Raw genomic sequence first — 24,761 nt, 5'->3', positions numbered from 1 at the left:
CACATGTTTCGAAGTTATAATTATAAACGTTATGATTTCCTAAGTATTATTCTTATGTTTTTACTAATTACCATTAGCTATTTTGTAATTGGTAGTGCCACACGTATCAATAGTATTGAAGGAACAGATTATTATGCACAGCGACAATTAATGGGATTTTCAATTGGATTAGTATTGATGTTACTGGTATCCTTTTTTGATTATCATCTATTGGGAAAATTAGCAATCCCAATTTATCTTTTAAATGTCGGTCTATTAGTTGCTGTACTAATGTTTGGTAAAGAAGTTAATGGTGCAGTACGGTGGATAGAAATGCTAGGGATGACAATACAGCCCAGCGAATTTAGCAAGTTTTTTATGGTCATTGTATTGGCAAAATATTTTGATCGGTTTCAAAAACACATTAATTCTGTTTTTGTGTGGCTTGGTGCCGGAATACTTATTGTTATACCTATGATGCTTATACGAAAGCAGCCGGATTTATCGACTGCACTGGTTTTAGTTTTTTTGTTAGGCATTATGTTATTTGCCGCAGGTATTAAATATCGTTATATTTTTATTTTATTAGGGATTGCAATTGTAATGATGTTTGGTGTATTATGGTATATACAACAGCCTGACCAAGTATTATTAAGTGATAATCAATTAGGTCGAATTATGGCCATGATTAATCCAGAAGAGTACGAATTATCGATTGCCCTTCAGACTCAAAACTCTGTTCAAGGAATAGGCTCCGGGCAATTGTTTGGAAAAGGAATATATAACGGAAAACTTAATCAGTATAATTATTTACCAGAATCACAAACCGATTTTATTTTCTCGATTATTGGTGAAGAATTTGGATTTATCGGTTGTTCTGTTGTTTTGCTCCTCATGTTAGCATTAATGCTTCGTGTTTTATATATCGCAAAAGACAGTAAGGACTTAATGGGGCAGCTTTTATGTGCTGGCTTTGTTGCTGTCCTTGGTTTTCAAACATTTATTAATGTTGGAGTCACAACAAATATTGTTCCAAATACTGGATTGCCTTTACCATTTATTAGTTATGGTTTAAGTGCATTGTGGAGCAATATGCTCATGTTAGGTCTTGTACTTAACTTAAGTATCCAGCGAAAAACAAACAAATAGGGGGTTCTTATGAATATCGGACTAGTAGCACACGATACCAAAAAAAAATTAATGCAAAATTTTTGCATTGCATATAGGAATATTTTGCATAAGCATGACCTTTATGCAACGGGAACAACAGGAAGATTAATTGAAGAAGTGACGAATTTAAGTATCCACAAATATCTTACCGGACACTTAGGTGGTGTACAGCAACTTGGGTCACAAATTGCTCATAATCAAATTGATGTGATGATTTTTTTACGTGATCCTGTATCTCGTCAAGAACATGAACCCGAGATGGGATCGCTCATTCGTTTGTGTGATATCCATAATATCCCTGTAGCTACAAATCTAGCTACTGCAGAGTTATTAATACGTGCGTTAGAACGTGGGGATATTGAATGGCGTGATGTGCTAAGGTGATTACATTGTATCTTTATTAAGTACATACCAATGCATAATAAAAGCTGGTGTCACTAGACACCAGCTTTTTTACAAACAGCATTAAGCCATTGAGAATTCTTGAAGGAAATGAGGTAGAGTACTTTGTTTGCAGTTAATACCTGCAACAAGTTTTACGCCAAATTTGTTGGTAATAGTTTTTAATTTATTTATTAATTCGTCTGAGTTATCAACTTTATTCAGATGCGCCATTCGCAAGAGGCCATCAACAAAAATATAATCAATATCATTGTCTTCGGATAAGATACCACACATAAAACCATAGAATTCATGATAATTGTCAATTGGAAATTCTGAAATATTTATATAGCGTATTTCATGTTTTAAATCGTACATATGGGTATTGTCTGCATCAATATAAACGATGTTCCCACTTGTTTCCTTTAACTTTGCATTGGCTGCTTCAATTAGCTCTTTTGTTTTTCCCTCACCAGTATCACCTGAAATAACTTGTATCATGATAATCTCCTCCTTAAAAAAATAAATGGGCTGGTTGATCAATTGATATATATATATATTCTATGAAAATTATACAAATCCTTTTTATTTTTCGAAATATTTTCGTTTATTTATTTTACTTTTTTGACAATTATGCTATTATCAAAGAATAAAAAGGCGATATCACGTTCCGATAGAAGTCTTTAAGAAAGAAGTGAACTCATGTTAAGCACAAAAATATACGCATATAATGAATATCTTACGCATAAATATGGGGCAAAAACATACAAATGCCCCATTAATATTCCTTCAACCTGTCCAAATCGTGATGGAACATTAGGTCATCACGGCTGTTCATTTTGTAGCGCAAAAGGAACGGGATTTGAATCCCATCACAATATGGTGCCTATAGCCGAGCAAATCAATGCAGCCAGAGATAAAATGATAGCTCGCTATAAGGCCAAAAAATTTATCGGCTATTTTCAAAATTATACCAATACCTACATGCCGGTCGAGACATTTATCTCTTATGTAGAACAAGCCCTTGAATGTGATTTGGTAGGAATTGATATTGCTACGCGCCCCGATACCATATCGGATGCATATATTGATGCCCTAAAAAAAATAAAGGCTCAATACGCTATCAATATTACCTTTGAATTAGGACTGCAAATCGCAAATGATAGTATTTTAAATGCAACACATCGAGGCCATAGTGTACAAGACTATGAGCAAACCGCTATAAAACTTAAATCTCATGGCTTTGATATATGTACCCATCTTATTTTAAATTTACCCGATTCAACAATGACCGATGTTCTTAATACAGCAAAACTCATGAACACAGTTAAAACCGATGTGGTTAAACTACATTCTTTATATATTGCTAAGGACAGCCTGTATGAAAAACAGTTTTTGGAAGGTAAAATTCATGTTGGAAGCGTAGAAGATTATGTTGATCGTGTCGTAGCGTTTATAACCCATTTGAATCCTGACATCGCACTTGCACGTTTAGTGTCAAGAATTCCAAAAGACGATGCAGTTTTTTCAAATTGGGATGCAAGCTGGTGGAAAATATACAATCAAATTATGGACTATTTAGATACCCATAAATTAAGTCAAGGAATTTATTATCAAGAGGATAGTTATGGCAAACAATCGATATAAGGCAAGTGCAAAAAAGAAAAAGAGAGAAGAAAAAGCAAATAAGCATATTAACTTTGTTGTTGTTGTTTATGTAATTTTAATGGCCTATTTACTTTTTATCGTATACCATTCATTAACCAAAGATACCATTCATTATGTGTATGCAGAAGCTGGTGAAATACTAAATGAAGGTTCGTTTGATGGCGTATTTATACGCGATGAAACCATTGTTTACAGCAATACCAATGGACCGGTAAAATATTTTGTCCCTGAAGGAGATAAAGTTCGCCTAAATACATATGTATGTGTTATCAATCAAGATGAAGAAATGGCTCGAATACTTGACGAACAGGTCAATGAACACCTAAGCCAACTCAATCGTGCCTCAGATTATACGAATGAAGATTATAGCATTTTAAAAGATCGAATTCGTTCTTATGTTGTGGAAAAAAAGAAGAACGATCTTAGTTACGCTTCTATTGCCCGGGACAATCTAGAAGCAACGCTATATGATATTTCCCAAACGGTTCGCGTCACGGACCAAGACCTTTTTGATCAAATCCAAAAAAAGATCCAAGCCGGTCAAAGTAAAAAACTTCAAAATGGTACGTACTACAAAATGGCAAAAAGTGGTGTTATCAGTTATACTATTGATGGGTTTGAAGATATTACGATAGACACGTTGACGCCGCAAGTCTTTGCACAGGAAGTTACTACTGTTGATATCACCAAAAAGCAATCCATCTCGAGCGGGGACCCCTTATATAAAGTGGTGGATAATTATCTATATTATTTAGTCTCCGAGATTGATCCATATAGTGAAAAACATTTGGAAAACCGTTCGTATGTAAGTTTGTTTTTTCCAACCAAAAATATAAGTGTTGATGTAAAAGTCCATTCAACATTCCGTGACGGTGACAAGATTTTCGCTGTTTATGAATTTGATCGATACTTTAATTTGTTTTTTTCAGATCGTAAAATCAATTACAAAATTATCTATAATCAATATGATGGACTAAAAATCCCCAATGAAGCAATGACCACCAAAGACGTATATAAAGTTCCTAAAAGCGCTATACAATACAACAAAGGAAGTTATCAGCTGCAAAAAAGTCTCTCTTTTGCTGATCAATCCAATAAACAAGAACTTGTCCCCATTGATATCAAAGAATACTATTCTGATGGCGAATTCTCCTATGTTCGAAGCATCGATTCTGAGACGACATTAAATACGCAGGATAAAATTCTTTATGTCCTCGATGAAAATGCAGCCGTTAGTGATATGGGAACCTATACACTCGAGCCGCCGACTACGATTGAGGGCGTATATGTTGTCAATAAAGGTTACACAGATTTTCGTCGTGTAGAAACGATTTATGAGGATAAAGATTTTAGAATTATTACTTCACAACTTAAATATAGTGTCGGACTATATGATAAAATTGTGGCAGACAGCCGTGGCATTGAAGAATTTACAACATTAAAGTAAAGGATGTGTTTTAAATGAATAAAAAACAAATGGAAGAAAATTATCAATCTGTCTTATGCAATATTGAAAACGCTTGTCAACGTAGTGGGCGTAACCCTGAAGATGTTACACTCATTGCAGTATCAAAAACCAAACCTGTAGAGACAGTCAAGATGGCAATAGATATTGGTATGACCGAATTTGGTGAAAATAAGCCTCAAGAAATTCGCGATAAGACCAATGAAATTTCAACCCCAGTAAAGTGGCATATGATTGGTCATCTACAAAGCAATAAAATCAAATATGTCTTAACAACATGTGAACTCATTCATTCGATTGATTCACTCAAGCTTGCTCAACAACTCAATGAACAAGCAATAAAAAAAGAATGCCATGTAAATATACTTCTTCAGGTTAATATTAGTAAAGAAACCTCAAAACAAGGATTTTTAGCCGAAAATCTGGAGCAAGCTGTACGTGAAATCGGAGCCATGAGTCACATTCATATTCAAGGATTCATGACAATCGCTCCTTATGTAGAAAATCCTGAAGACAATCGCCATCTTTTCCGTCAATTAAACGAATTACTTATTGACATAAAAAGTAAAAACATTGATAATGTTAATATGAATATTCTATCTATGGGAATGACAGGTGATTATGAAGTTGCCATAGAAGAAGGCGCAACGCATATTCGTGTAGGTACAGGACTTTTCGGAGAAAGAAATTATAATAAGTAAAATGTAAAGATAGAAAGGTGATGTTATGGCAAAACTATTTGATAAAGTAATGGATATTATGAAACTTAGTGATTATGAAGATGAAACCGATGTAGATTTTGAAGACGATGAATTTAATACATTTACAGGCACCCCACAACCCGTTAGAAAGGAAGAACCTCGTAATTTTAAAGCATATACAGGTGGTAAGTCAAAAGTTATGAATTTACAAGCAAGCATACAGATGGAAGTGGTTGTTATGCAACCAACAACCTATGATGAAGCCCAAGAGATTTGTGATCACATAAAATCAAAAAAGGCCTGCATAATAAATCTTGAAAATGTTGAACATGAAATTGCCCAACGCATTATGGATTTTGTCAGCGGATCATGCTATACATTAGATGGAAATATGCAGCGCGTAACCAATAATATTTTCTTGATTGCACCTGAAAATGTTGATATTTTGGGCGACTTTCAAGAAGAATTAAAATCGAATGGGATCATACGATGGGACAAGTAAGGCTTGATGTTTGCATAACAATGACAGAAGTTTAGGAGGCACAATATGACCAATTTATTATTAACGGCAATATATTATGCCCTATATATCATGCAAATGATATTATTTTTAAGGGTTATACTGTCTTGGTTTAGATTAAACCCAAACAATGTATTAATTGAATTATTGTATACACTGACAGAGCCAATTTTAGCACCTATACGAAAGCTAATTGATGCTTCTATTTTTGGTGGAAGAAAAGGTGGAATGATTCTTGATATTTCGCCTTTGATTGCATTTATTTTTCTACAACTGATGCAATCGTATGTATTAAGGTTTATCCGATGAATCAGTTTCTAAATCAAATTGATGATCGGATAACTCGTGCGCAACAGTTTCAGTATCCAGAATTCACGGATTTTTTAGATTTACATCAATTATCCCTTTGTCGTAATACATATAAAACGATAACTGCTGATATTGTAGCTATTGAATCTAACGTTTTTGCAGATGATGAACGTAGAATGCTTGGCTTTTTTCCAAAGGCATTTCTTGAATATATGGATACGAACATCTTAGAACTGTTTCCAGTATGTGTCATTCAAGTTCAGATGCTCGATGCAGCACAGATTCTATTTAACCATCGTGACCTATTAGGGGCTCTTTTAGCTCAAGGAATCGATCGTAGACTTTTGGGTGATATGCTTTTTAATGATTCAAGCGCTTTTTTTGCTTGTCACGAACGTATCCACCAAATGCTTCTTGACGATCTTATACTTATTGGTTCTCATAGGGTAACATGTTCTTTATTTAAAGACTGGGATTATTTAGCTACATTAAGGCCAAAAACAAAGGCCACCTCAACAACAATTCCTTCACTTCGATTGGATAATGTCTTAAAAGCCATGCTCAATATATCGCGAGCAGATTGTCAACAATATATTCTTCGAGGAATGGTTCGCGTCAATCAAGAAGAAGTGACCAAACGGCATTTTATCATTAATGAAAAAGATATTATCTCTGTTCGTGGTCGAGGTAAATACAAAGTAGAAACGATTGGCAATGCATCAAAAAAAGGAAGAATATGGATAACAACATTACAGTATATATAGGAGGTAACATATGTTAACGCCATTAGATATTGAATCAAAAGAATTTAGTTCATCATTAGGTGGATATAGCAAAGCTGAAGTCAAACAATTTATGAATGAAATTTTGACGAGTTACGAAAAAATCTATAAAGAAAATATTGAGATGAAAGATAAAATAAATATGCTCAATGAAGGTATTCAATATTATAAAACGATTGAAAACACTTTACAAAACACTCTTCTTCTCGCAGAAAAAACAGCTGAAGAAACACGTAGTGCTGCACGTAGCCGTGCAGAAAGTATTGAAAAAGAAGCTGAAATTAATGCCGAAAAAATTATCAAAGGCGCTAAAGAAGAAATTCATCAAATTGATCAATCCCGCCAATTGTTAATTAAAGCTTATGATGCTTCAAAAATCCAAATTCGTCAATTTTTAAAAGCTCAAATGGAAATGGTTGAACGTAATGAATTGGAAATACGTCAAAATGATATTATTTCAAATCAAGCGTTAGAAGATGTACAAAAAATTGAATCCGAATTAGAAAATCATGAACATCAACAAATGCATGAACAAGAAGAAGGAGGATTTGAAGATGACATCACCGAAAATGATGACCGTCAATACGAGTAGTCGAGATTACCCGATATACTTTACAACGGGATTCGATTTTCTGACAGATGCTATCAAATCTTTAAATAAAACGTATAGCCGCTTTATGATTATTACAGATGATCATGTTAATCCTTTGTATACAAAGGATGTGATGAATGCACTGACGTCTTTTGAGCGTGAGATAATTGTTGCGTCATTTATACCTGGTGAACATTCAAAAACTTTGACAACCATTGAAACCTTTTATCAAAATATGATTGAGCATAATTGTGACCGAAGTACTCTTGTTATTGCTTTAGGTGGTGGTGTTACTGGTGATATGGCAGGTTTTGCAGCTGCAACATATATGCGTGGTGTCGATTTCATACAAATTCCTACGTCTCTACTAGCACAAGTGGACAGTAGTATCGGTGGAAAAACCGGCGTTGATTTTAATAGTTACAAAAATATTGTTGGCGCATTTTACCAACCTATGCTGGTTTATATAAACGTAAGTACATTAAGCACTTTGCCAAAGCGAGAATTTATGTCTGGAATGGCAGAAGTTATAAAACATGCTTTGATCAGCGACATCAAGTACTATGATTTTTTAATTGATAATGCACAAAAAATTAAAGACCTTGATAAAGATTTGCTCATCGACATGATTTATCAATCCTGTGGAATAAAAAAATCTATTGTAGATCAAGACGAAAGGGAAAGTGGTGTTCGTGCACTTCTAAACTTTGGCCATACCTTTGGTCATAGTATCGAGCGCCTTAAAGATTTTGAATATTTACATGGTGAATGCGTCGCCATAGGTATGCATGGGGCATTAGAATTATCTAGGCTCTTGAATTTGATTTCTTCAGATGATGTCAAGAAAGGACTTGCACTGATTCAAGCCTATGATTTACCCATATACGCTTCAGGTATTGATCCTGATAGTTTATATCAGGAAATGTTCTACGACAAAAAAACAACACATAATCGCATTGTTTTTGCTTTGCTCAATAAATTAGGTGATAGTTTTTTAAGTACAAAAACGATTGATCGCCAAACAATTGATCAAGTGATGGACACAATATTATCTAAATAGAGGAGTTTTTATGATATTTGAAATTATTTTCGTTATAATTCTTGTTGGTATTGATCAATACACTAAATTATTGGCCGTCCAACATCTTGCCGGCAAAGATTATGCCATTACAGTTATTGACGGGGTCTTTGAGTTAACCTTTGTTAAAAACCCTGGAGCAGCTTTTGGATCATTTCAAGATGCCACACTTTTGTTGACATTCCTAGTCATTGTCATTTTGATTGCCATCTTGTATTTTAAACGTAAGCTTCCAATGACCTCAAAATACAGACCTTTGCATGTTTTATCTCTTTTTATTATTGCCGGAGCTATAGGAAACCTTATCGATCGAATTCGATTAAAATACGTTATCGATATGTTACATTTTATTTGGTTTGAATTTCCTGTATTTAATGTTGCCGACATCTATGTGACGTGTTCGGCAATACTATTGATGATCTTATTGTTAACAAAGTATAGGGATTTGGAGATATAATATGGAGATAACATACACTCAAACTAAATCGATGCGAGTTGATAAGTATCTATCGGAGTATTTTGAAGAATACACCCGTTCATATATCCAAAAAATAATACAAGAGGGTCTCGTGTCTATTGACGGCAAAATTGTAAAACCAAATTATCAGCTAAAAGAGGGCGTTATTATTCATGTAGGCAATATTGAGCCAAAATCTATAGACATATCACCTCAAGAAATACCTTTAGACATTATATATGAAGATGATGACCTTTTAGTCGTCAACAAACAACGGGGATTAGTTGTTCATCCAGCACCCGGTAATTATGATAATACCCTAGTTAATGGTATCATGTATCACTGTAAGGACCGCTTATCAACGATTAACGGCGTTATCCGTCCAGGGATAGTACATCGTATCGATAAGGATACTACTGGACTATTAGTCGTCTGTAAAACGGACCGTGCACATCAAAGTATCGCAGCGCAGCTTAAAGACCATTCTAGCCATAGATTGTACGAAGCTATTGTCTATAACAATATCCTTGAAGATGAAGGAGTTATTGATGCGCCGATAGGACGTTCTGTTAATGATCGGAAAAAAATGGCTATAAACTATAAGAACGGAAAAGAAGCCAGAACCCATTACACCGTTCTTGAACGCCTGGACCATCATCAGTTTACTCATGTCGCTCTTAGGTTAGAAACAGGGCGTACCCATCAAATTAGAGTTCATATGACCAGCATAGGCAATCCTTTGGTCGGAGATCCAACATATGGACCGTCAAAGGCAAGTTTTGCCAAAAAAGGGCAGATGCTCCATGCAAAAGAACTTGGATTTATTCATCCACAGAGCCATGAATTTATGAAATTTTCTGTGGAGCCTCCCGATGATTTTCAACATGTATTAGATATTTTAAGAAAACGTTAATTTATCTTTACAACTGAATTCTTTTATGATATCTTATTATAGAAATCTTTAATATAGTACAGAGAGACTATAAAGATTGACATATCTATAGGTTTATTTTGTCAAACTTTATACTTCTCTAAGAGAGGAGTTTTTTTTATGAAAATTTTGATGGATAATCAAGCTATGCGTCGTGCAATCACACGAATTTCCCATGAAATTATCGAAAAAAACAAAGGTACACATGATTTAGTTATCATTGGCGTCAAAACTCGCGGTATCCCATTAGCCTCACGTATTGTTGAACGTATCGAAGAGATTGAAGGGGTAAAGCTACCGATGGGAACCATTGATATCACATTTTACCGCGATGATTTGCAAAAAAAATCGGAACGTCCTGTAATACATCAACTCGATCAAATTGATGTTAAAGACAAAACTGTTATCATTGCTGATGATGTTGTTTTTACCGGGCGTACTTGTCGTGCTGCCATTGACGCTATTATTGATCAAGGTCGCCCTAACAAAATTCAATTTGCAGCTTTAATTGATCGAGGTCACCGTGAATTACCCTTAAGACCTGATTTTGTTGGAAAGAATGTTCCAACATCAACCAGTGAAATCGTCCACGTCAATTTTGAAGAAATTGATGGCGAAGACCGAGTAGTATTGCAATAAAACAATAGAGTAAAACTAAAAAATGAATTATTAGGAGGATTATCATGACAAGTAACATTTCAACAAACAAAAAATTAATTCTAGGATTACAACATGTTTTAGCAATGTTTGGTTCTACAGTACTTGTTCCATTTTTGACTGGACTTGATCCCGCTATCGCTCTTTTAGCTGCCGGTGTGGGTACGCTTCTTTTTCATCTATGTGCACAAGGTAAGGTTCCTGTATTTTTAGGCTCAAGCTTTGCATTTATCGGTGCTATTGCTGTTACACTGAATCCTGATGGAATGGATTTAGTCGCATTAACCAGTCCAGAAAACAGTGCCTATTATTTGGAGAATTTGGCTAATGTTAAGGGTGGAATTATAGCTGCCGGTATTGTTTACTCAGTTATTGCATTGATTATTCGTTTTATTGGTGTGGATGCAGTAAAAAAATTATTCCCTCCAATTGTTACCGGACCGATTATTATGGTTATCGGATTAAATCTATCACCTGTTGCTATTAATAGCGCATTCTATAACAATGGTGCACTTGATGTCAAATTTATTGTCATTTCATCTATTGTTGTTATTACAATGATTACTGTCTCCATCTTTTTTAAAGGGTTCTTCAAATTAGTTCCAATCCTTATTTCTGTAATCGTTGGATATGTTGCATCAATTATTCTTGGTGTTTATGATTTTAGCGCATTACAAAATATTGAATTCTTCTCTTTGGGCGATCCATACTTTAGAGCAAAAATTTTTACACCTCCTAATTTCAATGTTCAGTCTATTATGGCAATCGCTCCGATTGCACTTGTTGTTTTCATCGAACATATAGGTGATATTACAACCAATGGCGCTGTTGTTGGAAAGAATTTTCTTGTTGATCCAGGTGTACATAGAACAATGCTTGGTGATGGGGTTGCAACAATCTTTGCAGGTTTCATAGGTGGTCCTGCAAACACAACCTATTCAGAAAATACAGGCGTACTTGCTGTTACCAAAGTATATGATCCCAAAATCTTACGGATTGCTGCAGTTTTTGCAATTGTATTTAGTATGATTGGCCATTTGGCTGCCTTATTACGTACAATTCCGGGGCCGGTTATGGGTGGAGTAAGTATTATCTTGTTTGGTATGATTGCTTCTGTCGGTGTTCGAATTCTAATTAATGCAAACCTTGACTTCTCACACAGTCGTAATCTTATGATTTCAGCGGTGATTCTTGTACTAGGTATTGGAATCGGCTCAGCAGGACTTACTATTGGTAACATCACTATGAGTGGTTTAGCCATTGCAGCTGTTGTTGGTGTAATTGCTAACAAGATTCTTCCAGAAGAAATATAACTTTCTATGCAACATTGTTTTTGTTGCATCTTAAATAAAAAAACTACCTCTATGAGGTAGTTTTTTTATCGTTTATTTGATAGAATAACACTAAATAAAGAACACGAGACTTAAGCCTCGTTATCTCAAAGAGATATTGTTCACCGCAGAAAAAAGGGGGAAGGCGTGTTGAATAAAAAAGTCCTTATATCACTATTACTTATTCTTGTTTTTTTAACAGGATGCTTATCTTCAAATGAAGATCCAACCAATATAGAATTGGAAGTACTGCGTGCTTCATTACTTGAAAAACAATTGACAATCGATGAGCTACGATCGACAATTGATGAATATGTAGATACCACTAGCACACATTTAAGCGAAATCGAGCAGTTGCGTCAAAAATTAGATACTGAAATCTCAATTCGTAAACGTATCGCCTCAGAGTCTAATAAACTCTTAAGAATCAACACCGATTCAAAGCACTATTATGAAATAGATGAAGAACTTGTCTTTATGGTGAATAATTATGAAGATGTAGAAAATACCTACTCATTGGAAAAACTCTATCTTTATGAAAATGGAGGACTTCCAAGATTATTATATACTGCTGAAAACATTGCTTTTGATCTAAATCGGGCATCAGAATACTCCATTGTTGTCACTAATGAAGCGCTAGCATTTATCCATTATGATACGACCCTTATTCAAGAATTCCCCTTAAATGAGCATGATAGCAATGCGTATCTTCAATTATTTGAAGATCAATATATTTATACAGATAAGCCTGAAAAGTCATGTTCCATTATTGCTTCAATAAATGATAGCACTAAGACAGAACTTAATGGTATATATACTGTAGATTACTCAAATCTGGAGGAGGTAAGCATCGATTTTTATTCGTTTAATAGTACGGATTATTATATTGATGAAGTAGGCGAAAAAGTCTTTTATTCGATTCTTGATGATGAAGAAAAAATCGTATTGTATGAATATAATTTACGTTCAGGTACTGAACATATATTAGCAACGAACACAAACTTACCTTTTAAACTTTACAAAAAGGAGAATCGGGTTTACTATTATAGTGAAGTTATTGAATCCGAAAAAAGTATAATTTTAGCAGAATAAATGAAAAGAGGGATGAAATGTCTTTTAATAAAAAACATTTTTTAGACTTAAAAACATTAACAGAAGCCGAGATAAACTATGTTATTAACTCAGCTCAAAAAATGAAGTATATATTATTATCAAAAAGTGCTTCGCAGCCACTATACCTAAAAGGTAAAACCGTTGCAACATTATTTGACGAAGAAAGTAGCCGTTCAAAGCTTTCTTATGAGTTAGCTGCCTTAAACCTTGGTGCAAAGGTAATTCATCTACATACAGACAAACATTTTAAAAAAGGCGAATCCCTCAAAGATATTGGACGATATATTGATCAGATTGGCGCTGACTTTATCGTTATCCGTCATGAAGTTTCAGGAAGCCCACATCACTTGAGCAAATACGTTAAAGCTTCAATTATTAATGCAGGCGATGGTATGAATGAAAATCCTAGCCAGTCTTTGATTGACTTAATGACGATACAAGACCAGAAAAAAAATTTCAAAGATTTAAAGGTGGTTATTATCGGCGATGTTATGCATAATCGTGTAGCAAAAAGTAACATATGGGCACTAAAAAAGCTAGGCTCACAAGTTGCTGTTGTCGCACCGCCAACATTATTACCCTATGGAATTGAGTCTACAGGTGTCGAAATACACACTTCTGTCGCTGATGCCATTATTGATGCTGATGTCATTATGACCCTGCGTATGAGCGATAAAAATGAATATAATCGTTTGATTCCTTCCATTAATGAATACAAGAAATTGTACAAACTTGATGTTCAACGCTTAAGTTATGCAAAAGAAGATGCCATTGTTATGCATCCTGGTCCTATTAATCGAGGCATTGAGATATCTTCTGAGGTTATCGATGGAGAAAGCTCTTTAATATCGAAACAGCAGGTCAATGGTGTTGCCATACGCATGGCACTATTTCATCTGCTCAATAAAAAAGGAGGAGGGCATAACATTGTCGGATAAGTTATTGATAAAAAATGGGATTATTGTTACAAGCAATAAAACTATTTATAACCAAAGCATATTGATTGAGGATAAAAAAATCATTCAAATGGACACAGGTATTGAAGATGATGAAGCTGTTGTCATTGATGCAACTGATTGCTATATTGTTCCTGGATTAATTGACTTACATTGTAACATACAAGATCCTGGATTTGACTATAAAGAAACGATGCTCACGGTAGGTCAAAGCGCCATAAATGGTGGTTTTACAACATTAACCATCAATCCCAATACAGTTCCGCGAATTGATAATAAGGCTATTGTTGAATATATTATCTCTAAAGCAAAAAATGAGTGTCCTGTACAGGTCGTGCCCTATGGTAACCTTACACGTAACGGTGAAGGAAAGGTCATGTCTGAAATCGGCGAAATGCAGTTAGCTGGTATAGCCGCTGTATCGGATGGAGACCATGCAATACAAGATACAGATCTTATGCGCAACTTATGCAACTATTGCAGCATGTTTGATATTCCTGTGATTGCCCATTGCGAAAATCGATTGATTTCAAACGGAAATGAAATCAACGAAGGTGCTATTTCAACGTATTTGGGAATCCAAGGCGCTCCGATTACTGCAGAAACCATCCATTTGGCGCGTAACATTTTACTTGCCAATGAGTTTGGTACAAAATTACATATCACACATGTTTCCACTGCACAGTCTGTAGAAATGATACGCCAATTTAAAAAACAAGGATTTAAATTAACGTGTGAGACGTCACCACAATATTTTACACTAAACGAAGAAGCTGCCATGGGCTACAATACTCTTGTCAAAGTCAACCCGCCACTTCGAACTGCAGCTGATGTCGAAGCTATTATTAAGGGCTTACGCGACGGTATTATTGATACCATTAGCTCGGATCACTGTCCAGATACGATTGACTCAAAAGAAGTGGAATATACATTGGCTTCGTTTGGGATATCAAGTCTAGAAACAGCTTTTTCATTATCTTACACATACTTAGTTGAGCAAGGTCATCTAAACATGGAACAATTGATTGATAAAATGTCACACAAACCGGCACAAATCCTTACCTTAAATAAAGGAACCATACAAGTAGGTTCTACCGCTGATTTAACTATTTTTAATCCTAATGAAGATTATTATATTGATGCTTCAAAGTTTAAGTCAAAAGCTAGATATTCTCCCTATGATGGTCTGGTTATTAAAGGGAGAGTCAAATATACCTTGGTTAACGGAAAATTATATCGAACCGATGGATAAAAGTAATATACATTACCCAAAGTCTTTTTAAATACAGAGACTTTGGGTTTTTTATTGGAATTTAGTTATTATTAGTATTATTTAGTAAGCTTATTTGGTTGAATTATATATTATCTTTTTGAATTTATAAATAGAACCCTAGATTTCAGTGAAAAAGTTTATTTTGACATTTTTTATTACTAATGATATGATAAATATATGCTAAATATAACTTATATTCTACTAAACAGGAGGTGAATCTATTCGGCTTCACAAATTGTAATCGTTACTTTTTATAATTAATAGCTCTATCCAGTCAAAACATGGTATAATATTTTCGAATGCATTGACTCCAAAGAGCTAAATTCAATCAAAAGCTAAGGAGATACTTCAATGAAAAAAATAATTAATCAACCTAGTAATTATGTACACGAAATGCTTGAAGGACTTTATATTGCTCACCCTGATTTAATTACCTATACTAACGATGATCTTTGTTGTCTTGTGACTTCGAATAAGAAAGAGGGGAAGGTAGGTATTGCCACAGGTGGCGGTTCCGGACACCTACCTTTATTTTTAGGCTATGTCGGAAAAGGAATGTTGGACGGATGTTCTGTCGGGGATGTCTTTCAGTCACCTAGTGCTGAGCAAATGCATGCAATTACGAAATATATAGACTCTGGTGCTGGCGTATTATATATCTATGGAAATTATAACGGCGATATCTTTAACTTTGATATGGCTGGCGAAATGGCTGATTTTGAAGATGATATACGTGTTGAATCTGTTGTCTGTGGTGAGGACGTCGCCTCAGCCGGACCATCAAAAGAGGGAGAAAAAAACACACGTCGAGGTGTTGCCGGTATCTTTTTCGTATACAAATGTGCCGGAGCCGCAGCAGATCAAATGTTGAGTCTTGACGAAGTTAAGCGTATTGCTCTAAAAGCATCTCAAAACGTGCGAACTATGGGTGTTGCGTTAACCCCATGTATTGTACCGCGTGTTGGTAAAGCTGGTTTTTCTATTGAAGACGATGAAATGGAAATCGGTATGGGAATACACGGAGAGACAGGTATTCGCCGTGGAAAGATTGAACCTGCTGATCAAATTGTTGATGAAATGCTGGAACAAATTATACAAGATATTCCTTATGTGTCCGGCGATGAAGTAGCAGTTCTTGTTAACGGACTTGGCGCCACACCGCTTGATGAACAATATATTGTTACACGACGAATTGACAAGGTTTTAGCTGATAAGGGCATCAAAGTTGCCAAATATTATATTGGAGAATATGCAACCTCCCTTGAAATGGCCGGATTTTCAATTTCTTTATTCAAATTAGACGATGAACTTAAGCCATTACTCTTTGCAGAAGCTGAGACACCATTTTTCATACAAAAGTAAAGGAGAGCCGTCATGAATAAAGATATGATTCTACGATATTTTGAGCAACTTGATCTTATTATGAATGCAAATCGTGACTATTTAATTGAGCTTGACAGCGTTGTTGGTGATGGGGACTTAGGACTAACCATGGGTGATGGATTTAAAGAAGCCAATCGGTTTGTTGCCAGCACTGATACCCAGGATATCGGCAAACTCATCTATGGTGCCGGTAAAGCTATGTCCGTAAAAGTTCCTTCAACCATGGGAACTCTAATGGCTTCAGGATTTATGCAGGTTGGAAAAGCTTTTAAAGGGTATGAAAATTTTGAACCTTCCCAGTGGACTTTATTTTTTGAGAGCTTTTTTGATGGAGTCGCTAATAGAGGAAAGGCAAAAATAGGTGAAAAAACCTTCTTAGATGGTCTATATCCAGCCATACAAGTATTAAAAGAAGCCGAACCCATAACTTCAGACAACCTAGTAATTGTAGCCAATACGGCATATCAAGCGGCAAAAGATGGATATGAAAACACCGCAACCATGGTTGCGGTACATGGACGCGCTGCAACTCGTGGTGAGGCATCCAGGCGATTAAAAGATCCCGGCGCCTATGTAGCCGCTTTAATGATGCAAGCATTGACCAAATCAATTTAATCTAATCCTAAATATAATAATAAAGAAGAGGTGTTATCGATGACATTAAAAGAAATTGCAAAAATAGCAGGGGTCTCTCAAGCAGCTGTATCCATCGTTTTAAATAACAAAAAAGGTGTAGGGGAAGCCACAAGGGCATCGGTAACACAACTACTTGAACAATATGGTTATCAAGTCAATAAGCCGGTGGAAAAAAATAATATTCTCTTTATCAAATATTGTACTACCGGCTTTATTGTTGAAGAAAATGCCGGGTTTGTCTCCGTAATTATGGATTCTATTGAACAAGAGTGCCGAAACAAGAACTATAATTTGAATGTGTTAAATTCCAATAATCTTAATACTACATTTGAATCCATCCCGTTTGAAGATTATGAAGGTATTATCATTCTAGGCACAGAACTTGACACAAAAGGGTATACATCTCTAGAAACACTAAAAACACCTTATGTGGTTATCGATAATGAAATCCCTAACATCAACTGTAATGCAGTGACTCTCAACAATCAAGAAACTGTTTTTCATGCTATTAGCTACTTAAAAAGCCTTGGCGGCAAACGTATCGCTTATTTTAGAAGCAATTATCCATGTCATAATTTTAACGAACGTAAAAAAGCCTTTTATGAGGCTGTAAGTAATTTGGGTCTGGATATGACCATGGAATATGATATTGCACCCACATTATTAGGCGCTTATGAGCATATGAAACAATATCTTGACCAAAAGAGCTTAGACGCCGATTGTGTATTTGCAGATAATGATACAATTGCCTTAGGAGCCATTAAAGCCTTAGTCGAATATGGTTATAAAATTCCTCAAGATGTAAGCATTATTGGATTTGATGACATACCATATGCAGCGATTGCGTCGCCAACATTAACTACAATGAACATCAATAAAAAACTCATTGGCGAACTTGCCATGGATCTGTTACAAAAAACCATTCAGAATAAAGATTATCGGAATATAAAAACATATGTATCTGGAACACTTGTAAAGAGAGATAGTACAGTCAATGCATAGAAGAGCTTGACAGTACTATCGTATCATGTTAAACTTAACTATGCGCGAAACACAACTTTAACGAAGTGTTATAGGAAAACCTATATGAAAGGAATGGCTTATGGCTAATTATCATGAACAATCTCTACATAATGATACCCTTAAATTGCGACGTCTAATACAAAAACTACCGCCATTTACATTTGAATTTTTCCGTGGTATTGAACATACAACCAGTTCTAAAACTCGTATTGCATATGCTTATGATTTGAATGTGTTTTTTACATTTATAACTACTCAGTTACAGGAATTTAAGGATATATCGATTCAGACCTTTCCCGTCAAACGCCTTGAAGATGTGACACCAGATCATATTGAATATTACCTGGACTATCTCTCCTACTATAATGATACGTCCTCCTCCACCAACGACTCCTCTTTACCGGAAAGAAGCAATAAAGAGCGGGCTAAATTACGCAAATTAGCCTCTTTAAGAAGTTTTTACAACTATTACTATAAGAAGCAAAAAATAACCTTTAATCCGGTCGTTCTGGTGGACTTACCCAAGATTCACGAGAAGCATATCATTCGTTTAGAAGCTAATGAAGTTGCAGACTTTTTAGATATTGTTGAATCCGGTGATGCTTTAACCAAAAAAGAAAAACAGTATCATAAAAAGACTAAAACTAGAGATTTAGCGTTGATTACCCTTCTTTTAGGCACCGGTCTTCGTGTTAGCGAATGCGTCGGTCTTAATATTGCTGATATTGATTTTTCTAAAAATGGTCTACGAATTATACGAAAAGGTGGTAATGAAGTCATCATTTACTTTGGTGATGAAGTTGCTGACGCATTAAAAGATTACCTTCAAGAACGCAAAAAAATCATCCCAAACTCCGGTCATGAGGACGCTTTATTCCTGTCATTGCAAGATCGGCGCCTAAGCGTTCGCAGTGTACAGAATTTGGTCAAAAAGTATTCCAAACTAGTAACGTCCTTAAAAAATATCTCTCCCCATAAATTACGCTCCACCTATGGTACCGCCTTGTACCAAGAGACCGGAGATATATACCTTGTCGCCGATGTTCTGGGGCATCAAGACGTTAATACAACGAAAAAACACTATGCAGCCATTGAAGATGAACGCCGTAGAAAAGCAGCTAAATCCGTTATCTTACGCCGAGAAAAGTCTTCCGACAAATCATAAATGTAGATTTGCCTTATATGCGCGTGCAAGGTCTGTTTTTATTGAGCCCGGTTCATCTATTTTACCACTCAACAAAAACGAGCCATCATCAATTTGATGGCTCGTTCTTTAGATTATATTATATCTTTTTAATCTGTTACTTTTAAAAATAGGTTCACCAGATTGGTTGTAGATGTAATACGCTCATTGCACTTTTGGCTATCTAGACATGCATAAAACCCAATGGAGCGATAACCATCACTTGAGCTTTTGCATACAGGTGAAACAAAAGCTACTTCACTGCTTCCACCAACGTGATTGCATAACTTACATATATTGGCAGCCGTCGGCTTAGCTGGCTGGATCTTACAGGCCATTCCTAATAGTGTATTGTGATGATAATAAGCCATATATAATTTTTTATTCGAAGTATCTTGCCATCCCAGATATACCTTTCGAGTCGTTAATATCTCATCTGAAGGCAACTTAAGATGTTTTTCCTTTTTAAATAACTTCTTAAGCTGCATCGGTGTGGTTCCATCCATACCATAGACATATTCATCGAGATTTGCTAAATAGTTTTCGATTTTTTTAACACTATCTATCGATATTAACTCCAATTGTTTCATCTGTTGATCATCCAAGTCTTCAAACAAATTAAAAATCTGAAGTTCGCAATGAAGTTTGTTGGACTCAACAACCTGTGTATCTGGACAAAACTTTAAAACCGAAGCAAGTTCCTTCATATGTTTATTAATTGCATTATATTGTTCTTTTTTTATAAAAGCTTTCATTCTGTACTCCTTTTTATGTATTATTCTATTTGCTTGGGCTCAGGCTCAAAGAATACAGACAGTTAACGTATAAATTTAATGTGCTTAGGCTCCGTACAAAGTACGTTCAACTGTTTTACTGTAGCCTTAAGGAGCCGGTTCCCATAAATAGGAATATATCATTATTCATCCTTGGATACCTCCTTATATTATATTAGATATAGTATAGCACAAATATATTATTTTAACTTCAATAATTTTGCATTAATCGCCACAATGACAGTACTTAAAGACATAAAGACTGCACCAATCGCAGGCGAAATAACAATCCCAACACTTGATAATACTCCTGCGGCCAAAGGAATAGCCACAATATTATATCCCGTCGCCCAAATAAGGTTTTGTATCATTTTGCGATAAGTCGCCTGTCCAAAGTCAATTAATATAGCTACATCTTCGGGATTGGAATTTACCAAAATAATATCTGCTGTTTCTGCAGCCACATCTGTTCCGGAACCAATGGCAATGCCAACATCCGCTTGCGCCAGCGCCGGTGCATCATTAACCCCGTCACCTGTCATAGCTATAAAGCGTCCCTGTGCCTGAAGCTCTTTAATCTTCTCTTGTTTTTGTTCGGGAAGGACCTGGGCAAAATATCCATCAAGTCCTAATTCTTCAGAAACTTTTTTTGCAGTTGCGTCGTTATCTCCAGTCAACATCCATGTCTTTATACCTTCACCTTTTAGCCGCTTAATCGCTGCATAAGATTCTTCTCGTATCCCATCTGCCAACCCAAGCGCCGCAATTATATTCTCATCGACTAGCAAAAAAACATTTGTAGATACGCCTTGATCAGGAAGCTCTTTTGGAAGAGTCAGATTATTCTCTTCCAAGTACCCAGGACTAACCACCATCACTTGATGACCTTCAATAGTACCTTCAATACCTTTGCCTTTAATCGCTTGAAAATCTTGACTTTCTAGGTAGGTCAATTCCATCGCATTAAATTTTTCGATAATTCCTTTCGCAATAGGATGCTCAGAATGATGTTCCAGTGTTGCAGCCAAAGTAATAACCCGCTCTTTTGAATAGTTTTCATCAAATACTTCAATAAAGTTTACTTTAAAGTCACCATAGGTCAATGTACCCGTTTTATCAAAAACTACAGTATCAATCTTACGGGCATTCTCAAATTGTGTTCGATTACGAATCAAAAGTCCGCTTTCAGCTGCTTGCGCTGTGGAACTAGCTACAACTAGCGGCATTGCTAACCCAAGTGCATGGGGACAGGTAATGACCATAACGGTGGCCATTCGAGCGATGGCATATGTAAAATCCTTGGTTAGCATATACCAAATAATTAGCGTTACAAATCCAATAGTAAGTGCAACGATTGTTAACCAAAAAGCTGCTTTATCCGCCAAGTTTTGTGTTCTGGACTTTGATTTTTGGGCACTTGTCACCATAGCAATTACTTTGGATAGATAGGAGTCATCCCCTGTACCTTGGACATCAACCTCTAATGCACCATCTCCATTTAATGAACCTCCGATGACTTTGTCCCCTTTGTTTTTTTCAATAGGTTTTGATTCTCCTGTTAACATAGATTCGTTTATATAACTTGTTCCCTTTGCAATAATACCATCAGCGGGAACTTTTTCTCCTGGCTTGACAAGAATTTTGTCATCCGGTTTTAGTGTATTGACTTTAACATCTGTAATATTTCCATTATCCATCCGATGTGCCGTATCCGGCATTAATTCTGCAAGTTTATCTAGTGCTTTTGAAGCACTTAAAACTGATTTCATCTCTATCCAGTGTCCAAGAAGCATAATATCAATAAGCGTTGCTAGTTCCCAGAAAAAATCCTTTCCATCAAGTCCCAACGTTGTTGCGCTACTATAAAAATAGGCAACTGAAATAGCCATGGCTATTAATGTCATCATACCAGGATTCTTCTCTTTGAGTTCACTAAACAAGCCTTTTAAAAATGGCCATCCACCATAAAAATATATAAAGGTCGCAAGTCCCAGCAATAGGTATTGACTTCCCTTAAAATCTAGTGTTATATTTGTCCATTCCTGAATCATCGGCGATAAAATTAATACCGGAACTGTGACAATAAGAGATATGTAAAAACGTTTTTTGAAATCATTAATCATCATCTGATGATGATTATGATGGTTATCTTGGTTCTCATGGCTGTGTTGGTTCATATTTCTCCTCCTTTTTTACAGTCTATTCGCACATCCTTCGTAAAATGACAAAAACCGCCTTAAGATCTTTAAGGCGGTTTGGGGTTAAATAGACGCTTCAATGGCTTTCATTAATGAAGCTTCAACATTTTGTGCAACAGATGTTAATGTCTCTTCATCAAATAGAGCCATTAAGCGCTCAGGCCGCAACATACCAATATATGTGGTGTTTTTATCGCGTCGAACGACCATTTTACAAGGCAATACATATCCAACATGTATATTTTTCTCTAACACTTCTTTTGCTTTTTTAGGGTTACATACTTCGAGCACAACAAAGGGATCTTCAAAATCCAGCCCTTTTTCCTGTAACTTATCTTTAAAATTTAATTCCCATAGGACGCCAAACCCTTGATCTTTTAAGCTGGCTTTTAATGCCTTTAGTGCATCATCTAAAGATTTATCTGTATCTTTTTCATAAATTATATCCATGATATACCTCCTAAATCTTGTTTGGGATTTATAGTTTTTGTTCATTTTCTTGGTCTTTTTTATCATAACACTAATTCTATTCTTGCGCAAATTTTCCTATATATAAGCATAAAAGCACTTTAAACGCCTTCACGCGTCTAAAATGCTTTCTTAATCCGTCTTAATAGTCCATACATCTTAGTCAGACTTCATTGCAGTATAACTTGGAGTCACAGGCAAGGTTAAACGCGAACCTGTATATAATGTTTCTGTTTTCAAATCATTAATCTTAATGACTTGTTCTATATATTCTTCATGCGTATAATACTCCAAGCAATTATAGGTTGTTGCCAATCCCCACAATGTATCATTCTTTTGAATCTGAACACTTATATATGTCTGCTCGATATCCGGTGCTGCAAGGATTGTGTTGCTAAATAAGCGCATAAGCATTAGGATAAGGAGACTCAGTAGTATTATGCTAAGGATCACTGTTAGTTGTATTCTCTGTCGTTTTTTGGCTATTCGTCTATTCATATCAATCACCTCGAACGTTTGTTTGTGTTTTAATTATATACGAACACCTGTTTGTTGTCAATAGATTTTATCAAAAAAACGAACAAACGTTTGATGCCATTGTGAAAATATGCTATACTATAGAAGCAGAAAAATATAATAGTTCTTTTTAAGGGGTGTAAACTATGGCAGATACATTAAGTGATAAACAACGCCGTATATTAGATTTTATACGCAACGAACAATTAAATAAAGGCTACCCGCCATCCGTACGAGAAATATGTGAGGCCGTTGGCTTAAAATCAACTTCAACGGTACATGGACATCTAGAACGTCTTGAAAAAAAAGGGTATATTCGCCGTGATCCTACAAAGCCAAGAGCGATTGAAATTATGGAAGATGGGTTTACCCCCATTCGCCATGAGATGATTAATATTCCCATCGTTGGAAAAGTGGCTGCAGGTGAACCGTTATTAGCCATTGAACATATTGAAGATTATTTTCCAATTCCTGCAGATTATATCTCCGGAAATGATGAAAACCTATTTATGGTTCAAGTTCAAGGAGACAGTATGATTAATGCTGGGATTTTTAATGATGATATGCTTATTGTCCGCCAACAAGAGGTTGCAGATAATCGCGATATTGTTGTGGCTCTTTTAGATGATTCTGTGACTGTAAAAACATTCTACAAAGAAAAGAATATCATACGCTTACAACCAGAAAACGATTCCATGGCACCAATATATGTCCATGATGTCAAGATTCTTGGAAAAGTTGTTGGGCTATACCGTAATTATTAATTTTAATGAAGTATACCTTTAATAAAAAGCCAAAAAACTCCGACTATATTTTACATAGTCGGAGTTTTTTTATCTTTTTTATGTTACTCTTCGTCTACTCTACTCTTCGATAACTACAGGTTTACCATCAACCCACAATCGTTCCAAGTCATAAAACAATCGCTCTTGCACACCAAAAATGTGAATGATTGTGTGACCGTAATCCAACAAATTCCAGCCGCCATTACGTCCACCTTCTACACTTAAAGGTTCATGCCCTTGTTTACTCAACACAAAGTCAATATGTTCAACAATTGCTTGAATTTGTGGTGTGTTTTTCCCATGCGCAATAATAAAATAGTCCGCAAGAACCGACACATCACGAATATCAATGACACGAATATCTTGACCTTGCTTATCTTCAATAGCTTTTACAGCACTTTTTAAAAATTCATTCATTCGAAAACCTTCTTTC

General features: G+C 35.5%; 28 protein-coding genes. 22 read left to right on the top strand and 6 right to left on the bottom strand.

Features of this window, described 5'->3' with window-relative positions; genetic code table 11:
- The first annotated feature begins 3 nt into the window (after nt 1–3).
- Both rodA and mgsA read left to right on the top strand, forming a co-directional pair.
- Nucleotides 4–1,128: a rod shape-determining protein RodA gene (rodA, locus tag QBE53_08600; GenBank protein ID WZL83156.1), complete on the top strand. Its 1,125-nt coding sequence runs from the start codon at nt 4–6 to the stop codon at nt 1,126–1,128.
- Between the two features lie 9 nt (nt 1,129–1,137).
- A complete protein-coding gene (gene mgsA / locus QBE53_08595) occupies nt 1,138–1,533 on the top strand; it encodes a methylglyoxal synthase (GenBank protein ID WZL83155.1) in 396 nt (131 codons plus the stop codon).
- A gap of 81 nt (nt 1,534–1,614) precedes the next feature.
- Here the strand turns inward: mgsA and QBE53_08590 are convergent, their stop codons facing one another.
- Nucleotides 1,615–2,031: a twitching motility protein PilT gene (locus QBE53_08590; protein WZL83154.1), complete on the bottom strand. Its 417-nt coding sequence runs from the start codon at nt 2,029–2,031 to the stop codon at nt 1,615–1,617.
- Nucleotides 2,032–2,232: 201 nt separating this feature from the next.
- Between QBE53_08590 and QBE53_08585 the strand changes: the two genes are divergently transcribed.
- From QBE53_08585 to QBE53_08495, 19 genes are all read left to right on the top strand, one after another.
- Nucleotides 2,233–3,177, top strand: a complete 945-nt coding sequence (locus QBE53_08585) for a TIGR01212 family radical SAM protein (GenBank protein WZL83153.1) — start codon at nt 2,233–2,235, stop codon at nt 3,175–3,177.
- A complete protein-coding gene (locus QBE53_08580; protein WZL83152.1) occupies nt 3,158–4,645 on the top strand; it encodes an HlyD family efflux transporter periplasmic adaptor subunit in 1,488 nt (495 codons plus the stop codon). Before QBE53_08585 ends, QBE53_08580 begins: the two co-directional genes overlap by 20 nt.
- Nucleotides 4,646–4,659: 14 nt before the next feature.
- Nucleotides 4,660–5,364 (top strand): YggS family pyridoxal phosphate-dependent enzyme, encoded by a 705-nt coding sequence (locus QBE53_08575; protein ID WZL83151.1) that lies wholly within the window; start codon nt 4,660–4,662, stop codon nt 5,362–5,364.
- Between the two features lie 25 nt (nt 5,365–5,389).
- On the top strand, nt 5,390–5,866 hold the full coding sequence (gene sepF, locus QBE53_08570) for a cell division protein SepF (protein WZL83150.1): 477 nt from the start codon (nt 5,390–5,392) through the stop codon (nt 5,864–5,866).
- 45 nt (nt 5,867–5,911) lie between these two features.
- The gene (locus tag QBE53_08565) at nt 5,912–6,193 is read left to right on the top strand and encodes a YggT family protein (protein ID WZL83149.1); all 282 of its coding nucleotides are present in this window, start codon (nt 5,912–5,914) and stop codon (nt 6,191–6,193) included.
- Nucleotides 6,190–6,957, top strand: coding sequence for a YlmH/Sll1252 family protein (locus QBE53_08560; protein ID WZL83148.1), 768 nt, complete (start codon nt 6,190–6,192; stop codon nt 6,955–6,957). Before QBE53_08565 ends, QBE53_08560 begins: the two co-directional genes overlap by 4 nt.
- 10 nt (nt 6,958–6,967) lie before the next feature.
- On the top strand, nt 6,968–7,567 hold the full coding sequence (locus QBE53_08555) for a DivIVA domain-containing protein (GenBank protein ID WZL83147.1): 600 nt from the start codon (nt 6,968–6,970) through the stop codon (nt 7,565–7,567).
- Nucleotides 7,530–8,627 carry a 3-dehydroquinate synthase gene (gene aroB, locus QBE53_08550; protein ID WZL83146.1) on the top strand — a complete coding sequence of 366 codons (1,098 nt, stop codon included), beginning with the start codon at nt 7,530–7,532 and terminating at the stop codon, nt 8,625–8,627. Before QBE53_08555 ends, aroB begins: the two co-directional genes overlap by 38 nt.
- A 10-nt stretch (nt 8,628–8,637) precedes the next feature.
- Nucleotides 8,638–9,102 carry a signal peptidase II gene (lspA, locus tag QBE53_08545; GenBank protein ID WZL83145.1) on the top strand — a complete coding sequence of 155 codons (465 nt, stop codon included), beginning with the start codon at nt 8,638–8,640 and terminating at the stop codon, nt 9,100–9,102.
- Nucleotide 9,103: 1 nt separating this feature from the next.
- Nucleotides 9,104–10,015, top strand: coding sequence for an RluA family pseudouridine synthase (locus tag QBE53_08540; GenBank protein WZL83144.1), 912 nt, complete (start codon nt 9,104–9,106; stop codon nt 10,013–10,015).
- A 138-nt stretch (nt 10,016–10,153) separates the two neighbouring features.
- Complete coding sequence (pyrR, locus tag QBE53_08535) at nt 10,154–10,672, top strand: bifunctional pyr operon transcriptional regulator/uracil phosphoribosyltransferase PyrR (protein WZL83143.1); 519 nt, start codon at nt 10,154–10,156, stop codon at nt 10,670–10,672.
- A 44-nt stretch (nt 10,673–10,716) separates the two neighbouring features.
- Nucleotides 10,717–12,003, top strand: coding sequence for a uracil-xanthine permease family protein (locus QBE53_08530; protein ID WZL83142.1), 1,287 nt, complete (start codon nt 10,717–10,719; stop codon nt 12,001–12,003).
- Nucleotides 12,004–12,168: 165 nt separating this feature from the next.
- Nucleotides 12,169–13,113 (top strand): hypothetical protein, encoded by a 945-nt coding sequence (locus tag QBE53_08525; GenBank protein WZL83141.1) that lies wholly within the window; start codon nt 12,169–12,171, stop codon nt 13,111–13,113.
- 17 nt (nt 13,114–13,130) lie between these two features.
- Nucleotides 13,131–14,072: an aspartate carbamoyltransferase catalytic subunit gene (locus tag QBE53_08520; GenBank protein WZL83140.1), complete on the top strand. Its 942-nt coding sequence runs from the start codon at nt 13,131–13,133 to the stop codon at nt 14,070–14,072.
- On the top strand, nt 14,062–15,342 hold the full coding sequence (locus QBE53_08515) for a dihydroorotase (GenBank protein WZL83139.1): 1,281 nt from the start codon (nt 14,062–14,064) through the stop codon (nt 15,340–15,342). Before QBE53_08520 ends, QBE53_08515 begins: the two co-directional genes overlap by 11 nt.
- Nucleotides 15,343–15,714: 372 nt before the next feature.
- On the top strand, nt 15,715–16,725 hold the full coding sequence (locus QBE53_08510; protein WZL83138.1) for a dihydroxyacetone kinase subunit DhaK: 1,011 nt from the start codon (nt 15,715–15,717) through the stop codon (nt 16,723–16,725).
- 12 nt (nt 16,726–16,737) lie between these two features.
- Nucleotides 16,738–17,361 carry a dihydroxyacetone kinase subunit L gene (locus QBE53_08505; GenBank protein WZL83137.1) on the top strand — a complete coding sequence of 208 codons (624 nt, stop codon included), beginning with the start codon at nt 16,738–16,740 and terminating at the stop codon, nt 17,359–17,361.
- A 39-nt stretch (nt 17,362–17,400) separates the two neighbouring features.
- Entirely contained in the window at nt 17,401–18,384 is a 984-nt protein-coding gene (locus QBE53_08500; protein ID WZL83136.1) for a LacI family DNA-binding transcriptional regulator, read from the top strand.
- Between the two features lie 100 nt (nt 18,385–18,484).
- Nucleotides 18,485–19,570, top strand: coding sequence for a tyrosine-type recombinase/integrase (locus QBE53_08495; GenBank protein WZL83135.1), 1,086 nt, complete (start codon nt 18,485–18,487; stop codon nt 19,568–19,570).
- 128 nt (nt 19,571–19,698) lie between these two features.
- On the opposite strand, the gene QBE53_08490 is transcribed toward QBE53_08495, so the two are convergent.
- From QBE53_08490 to QBE53_08475, 4 genes are all read right to left on the bottom strand, one after another.
- Entirely contained in the window at nt 19,699–20,343 is a 645-nt protein-coding gene (locus tag QBE53_08490; GenBank protein ID WZL83134.1) for an FBP domain-containing protein, read from the bottom strand.
- Nucleotides 20,344–20,561: 218 nt separating this feature from the next.
- Nucleotides 20,562–22,538, bottom strand: coding sequence for a copper-translocating P-type ATPase (locus tag QBE53_08485; GenBank protein ID WZL83133.1), 1,977 nt, complete (start codon nt 22,536–22,538; stop codon nt 20,562–20,564).
- 84 nt (nt 22,539–22,622) lie between these two features.
- Entirely contained in the window at nt 22,623–23,009 is a 387-nt protein-coding gene (locus QBE53_08480) for a DUF302 domain-containing protein (protein ID WZL83132.1), read from the bottom strand.
- A gap of 177 nt (nt 23,010–23,186) precedes the next feature.
- Nucleotides 23,187–23,525, bottom strand: a complete 339-nt coding sequence (locus QBE53_08475; protein ID WZL83131.1) for a LysM peptidoglycan-binding domain-containing protein — start codon at nt 23,523–23,525, stop codon at nt 23,187–23,189.
- A 164-nt stretch (nt 23,526–23,689) separates the two neighbouring features.
- Between QBE53_08475 and lexA the strand changes: the two genes are divergently transcribed.
- Nucleotides 23,690–24,307, top strand: a complete 618-nt coding sequence (gene lexA / locus QBE53_08470; GenBank protein WZL83130.1) for a transcriptional repressor LexA — start codon at nt 23,690–23,692, stop codon at nt 24,305–24,307.
- A gap of 99 nt (nt 24,308–24,406) precedes the next feature.
- On the opposite strand, the gene rsfS is transcribed toward lexA, so the two are convergent.
- Nucleotides 24,407–24,745, bottom strand: coding sequence for a ribosome silencing factor (rsfS, locus tag QBE53_08465; GenBank protein WZL83129.1), 339 nt, complete (start codon nt 24,743–24,745; stop codon nt 24,407–24,409).
- Between the last annotated feature and the right edge of the window lie 16 nt (nt 24,746–24,761).

It is taken from the genome of Vallitaleaceae bacterium 9-2, from assembly GCA_038396585.1.
Classification (GTDB): Bacteria; Bacillota; Clostridia; order Lachnospirales; family Vallitaleaceae; genus UBA1351.
The sequence above is the reverse complement of the archived record's forward strand: the minus strand, read 5'-3'. Positions and strand labels throughout refer to the sequence as shown.

Coding starts and splice junctions, on each gene's coding strand:
- rodA (WZL83156.1), top strand. CDS start 4: ATGTTTCGAAGTTATAATTATAAACGTTATGATTTCCTAAGTATTATT.
- mgsA (WZL83155.1), top strand. CDS start 1,138: ATGAATATCGGACTAGTAGCACACGATACCAAAAAAAAATTAATGCAA.
- QBE53_08590 (WZL83154.1), bottom strand. CDS start 2,031: ATGATACAAGTTATTTCAGGTGATACTGGTGAGGGAAAAACAAAAGAG.
- QBE53_08585 (WZL83153.1), top strand. CDS start 2,233: ATGTTAAGCACAAAAATATACGCATATAATGAATATCTTACGCATAAA.
- QBE53_08580 (WZL83152.1), top strand. CDS start 3,158: ATGGCAAACAATCGATATAAGGCAAGTGCAAAAAAGAAAAAGAGAGAA.
- QBE53_08575 (WZL83151.1), top strand. CDS start 4,660: ATGAATAAAAAACAAATGGAAGAAAATTATCAATCTGTCTTATGCAAT.
- sepF (WZL83150.1), top strand. CDS start 5,390: ATGGCAAAACTATTTGATAAAGTAATGGATATTATGAAACTTAGTGAT.
- QBE53_08565 (WZL83149.1), top strand. CDS start 5,912: ATGACCAATTTATTATTAACGGCAATATATTATGCCCTATATATCATG.
- QBE53_08560 (WZL83148.1), top strand. CDS start 6,190: ATGAATCAGTTTCTAAATCAAATTGATGATCGGATAACTCGTGCGCAA.
- QBE53_08555 (WZL83147.1), top strand. CDS start 6,968: ATGTTAACGCCATTAGATATTGAATCAAAAGAATTTAGTTCATCATTA.
- aroB (WZL83146.1), top strand. CDS start 7,530: ATGACATCACCGAAAATGATGACCGTCAATACGAGTAGTCGAGATTAC.
- lspA (WZL83145.1), top strand. CDS start 8,638: ATGATATTTGAAATTATTTTCGTTATAATTCTTGTTGGTATTGATCAA.
- QBE53_08540 (WZL83144.1), top strand. CDS start 9,104: ATGGAGATAACATACACTCAAACTAAATCGATGCGAGTTGATAAGTAT.
- pyrR (WZL83143.1), top strand. CDS start 10,154: ATGAAAATTTTGATGGATAATCAAGCTATGCGTCGTGCAATCACACGA.
- QBE53_08530 (WZL83142.1), top strand. CDS start 10,717: ATGACAAGTAACATTTCAACAAACAAAAAATTAATTCTAGGATTACAA.
- QBE53_08520 (WZL83140.1), top strand. CDS start 13,131: ATGTCTTTTAATAAAAAACATTTTTTAGACTTAAAAACATTAACAGAA.
- QBE53_08510 (WZL83138.1), top strand. CDS start 15,715: ATGAAAAAAATAATTAATCAACCTAGTAATTATGTACACGAAATGCTT.
- QBE53_08505 (WZL83137.1), top strand. CDS start 16,738: ATGAATAAAGATATGATTCTACGATATTTTGAGCAACTTGATCTTATT.
- QBE53_08500 (WZL83136.1), top strand. CDS start 17,401: ATGACATTAAAAGAAATTGCAAAAATAGCAGGGGTCTCTCAAGCAGCT.
- QBE53_08495 (WZL83135.1), top strand. CDS start 18,485: ATGGCTAATTATCATGAACAATCTCTACATAATGATACCCTTAAATTG.
- QBE53_08490 (WZL83134.1), bottom strand. CDS start 20,343: ATGAAAGCTTTTATAAAAAAAGAACAATATAATGCAATTAATAAACAT.
- QBE53_08485 (WZL83133.1), bottom strand. CDS start 22,538: ATGAACCAACACAGCCATGAGAACCAAGATAACCATCATAATCATCAT.
- QBE53_08480 (WZL83132.1), bottom strand. CDS start 23,009: ATGGATATAATTTATGAAAAAGATACAGATAAATCTTTAGATGATGCA.
- QBE53_08475 (WZL83131.1), bottom strand. CDS start 23,525: ATGAATAGACGAATAGCCAAAAAACGACAGAGAATACAACTAACAGTG.
- lexA (WZL83130.1), top strand. CDS start 23,690: ATGGCAGATACATTAAGTGATAAACAACGCCGTATATTAGATTTTATA.
- rsfS (WZL83129.1), bottom strand. CDS start 24,745: ATGAATGAATTTTTAAAAAGTGCTGTAAAAGCTATTGAAGATAAGCAA.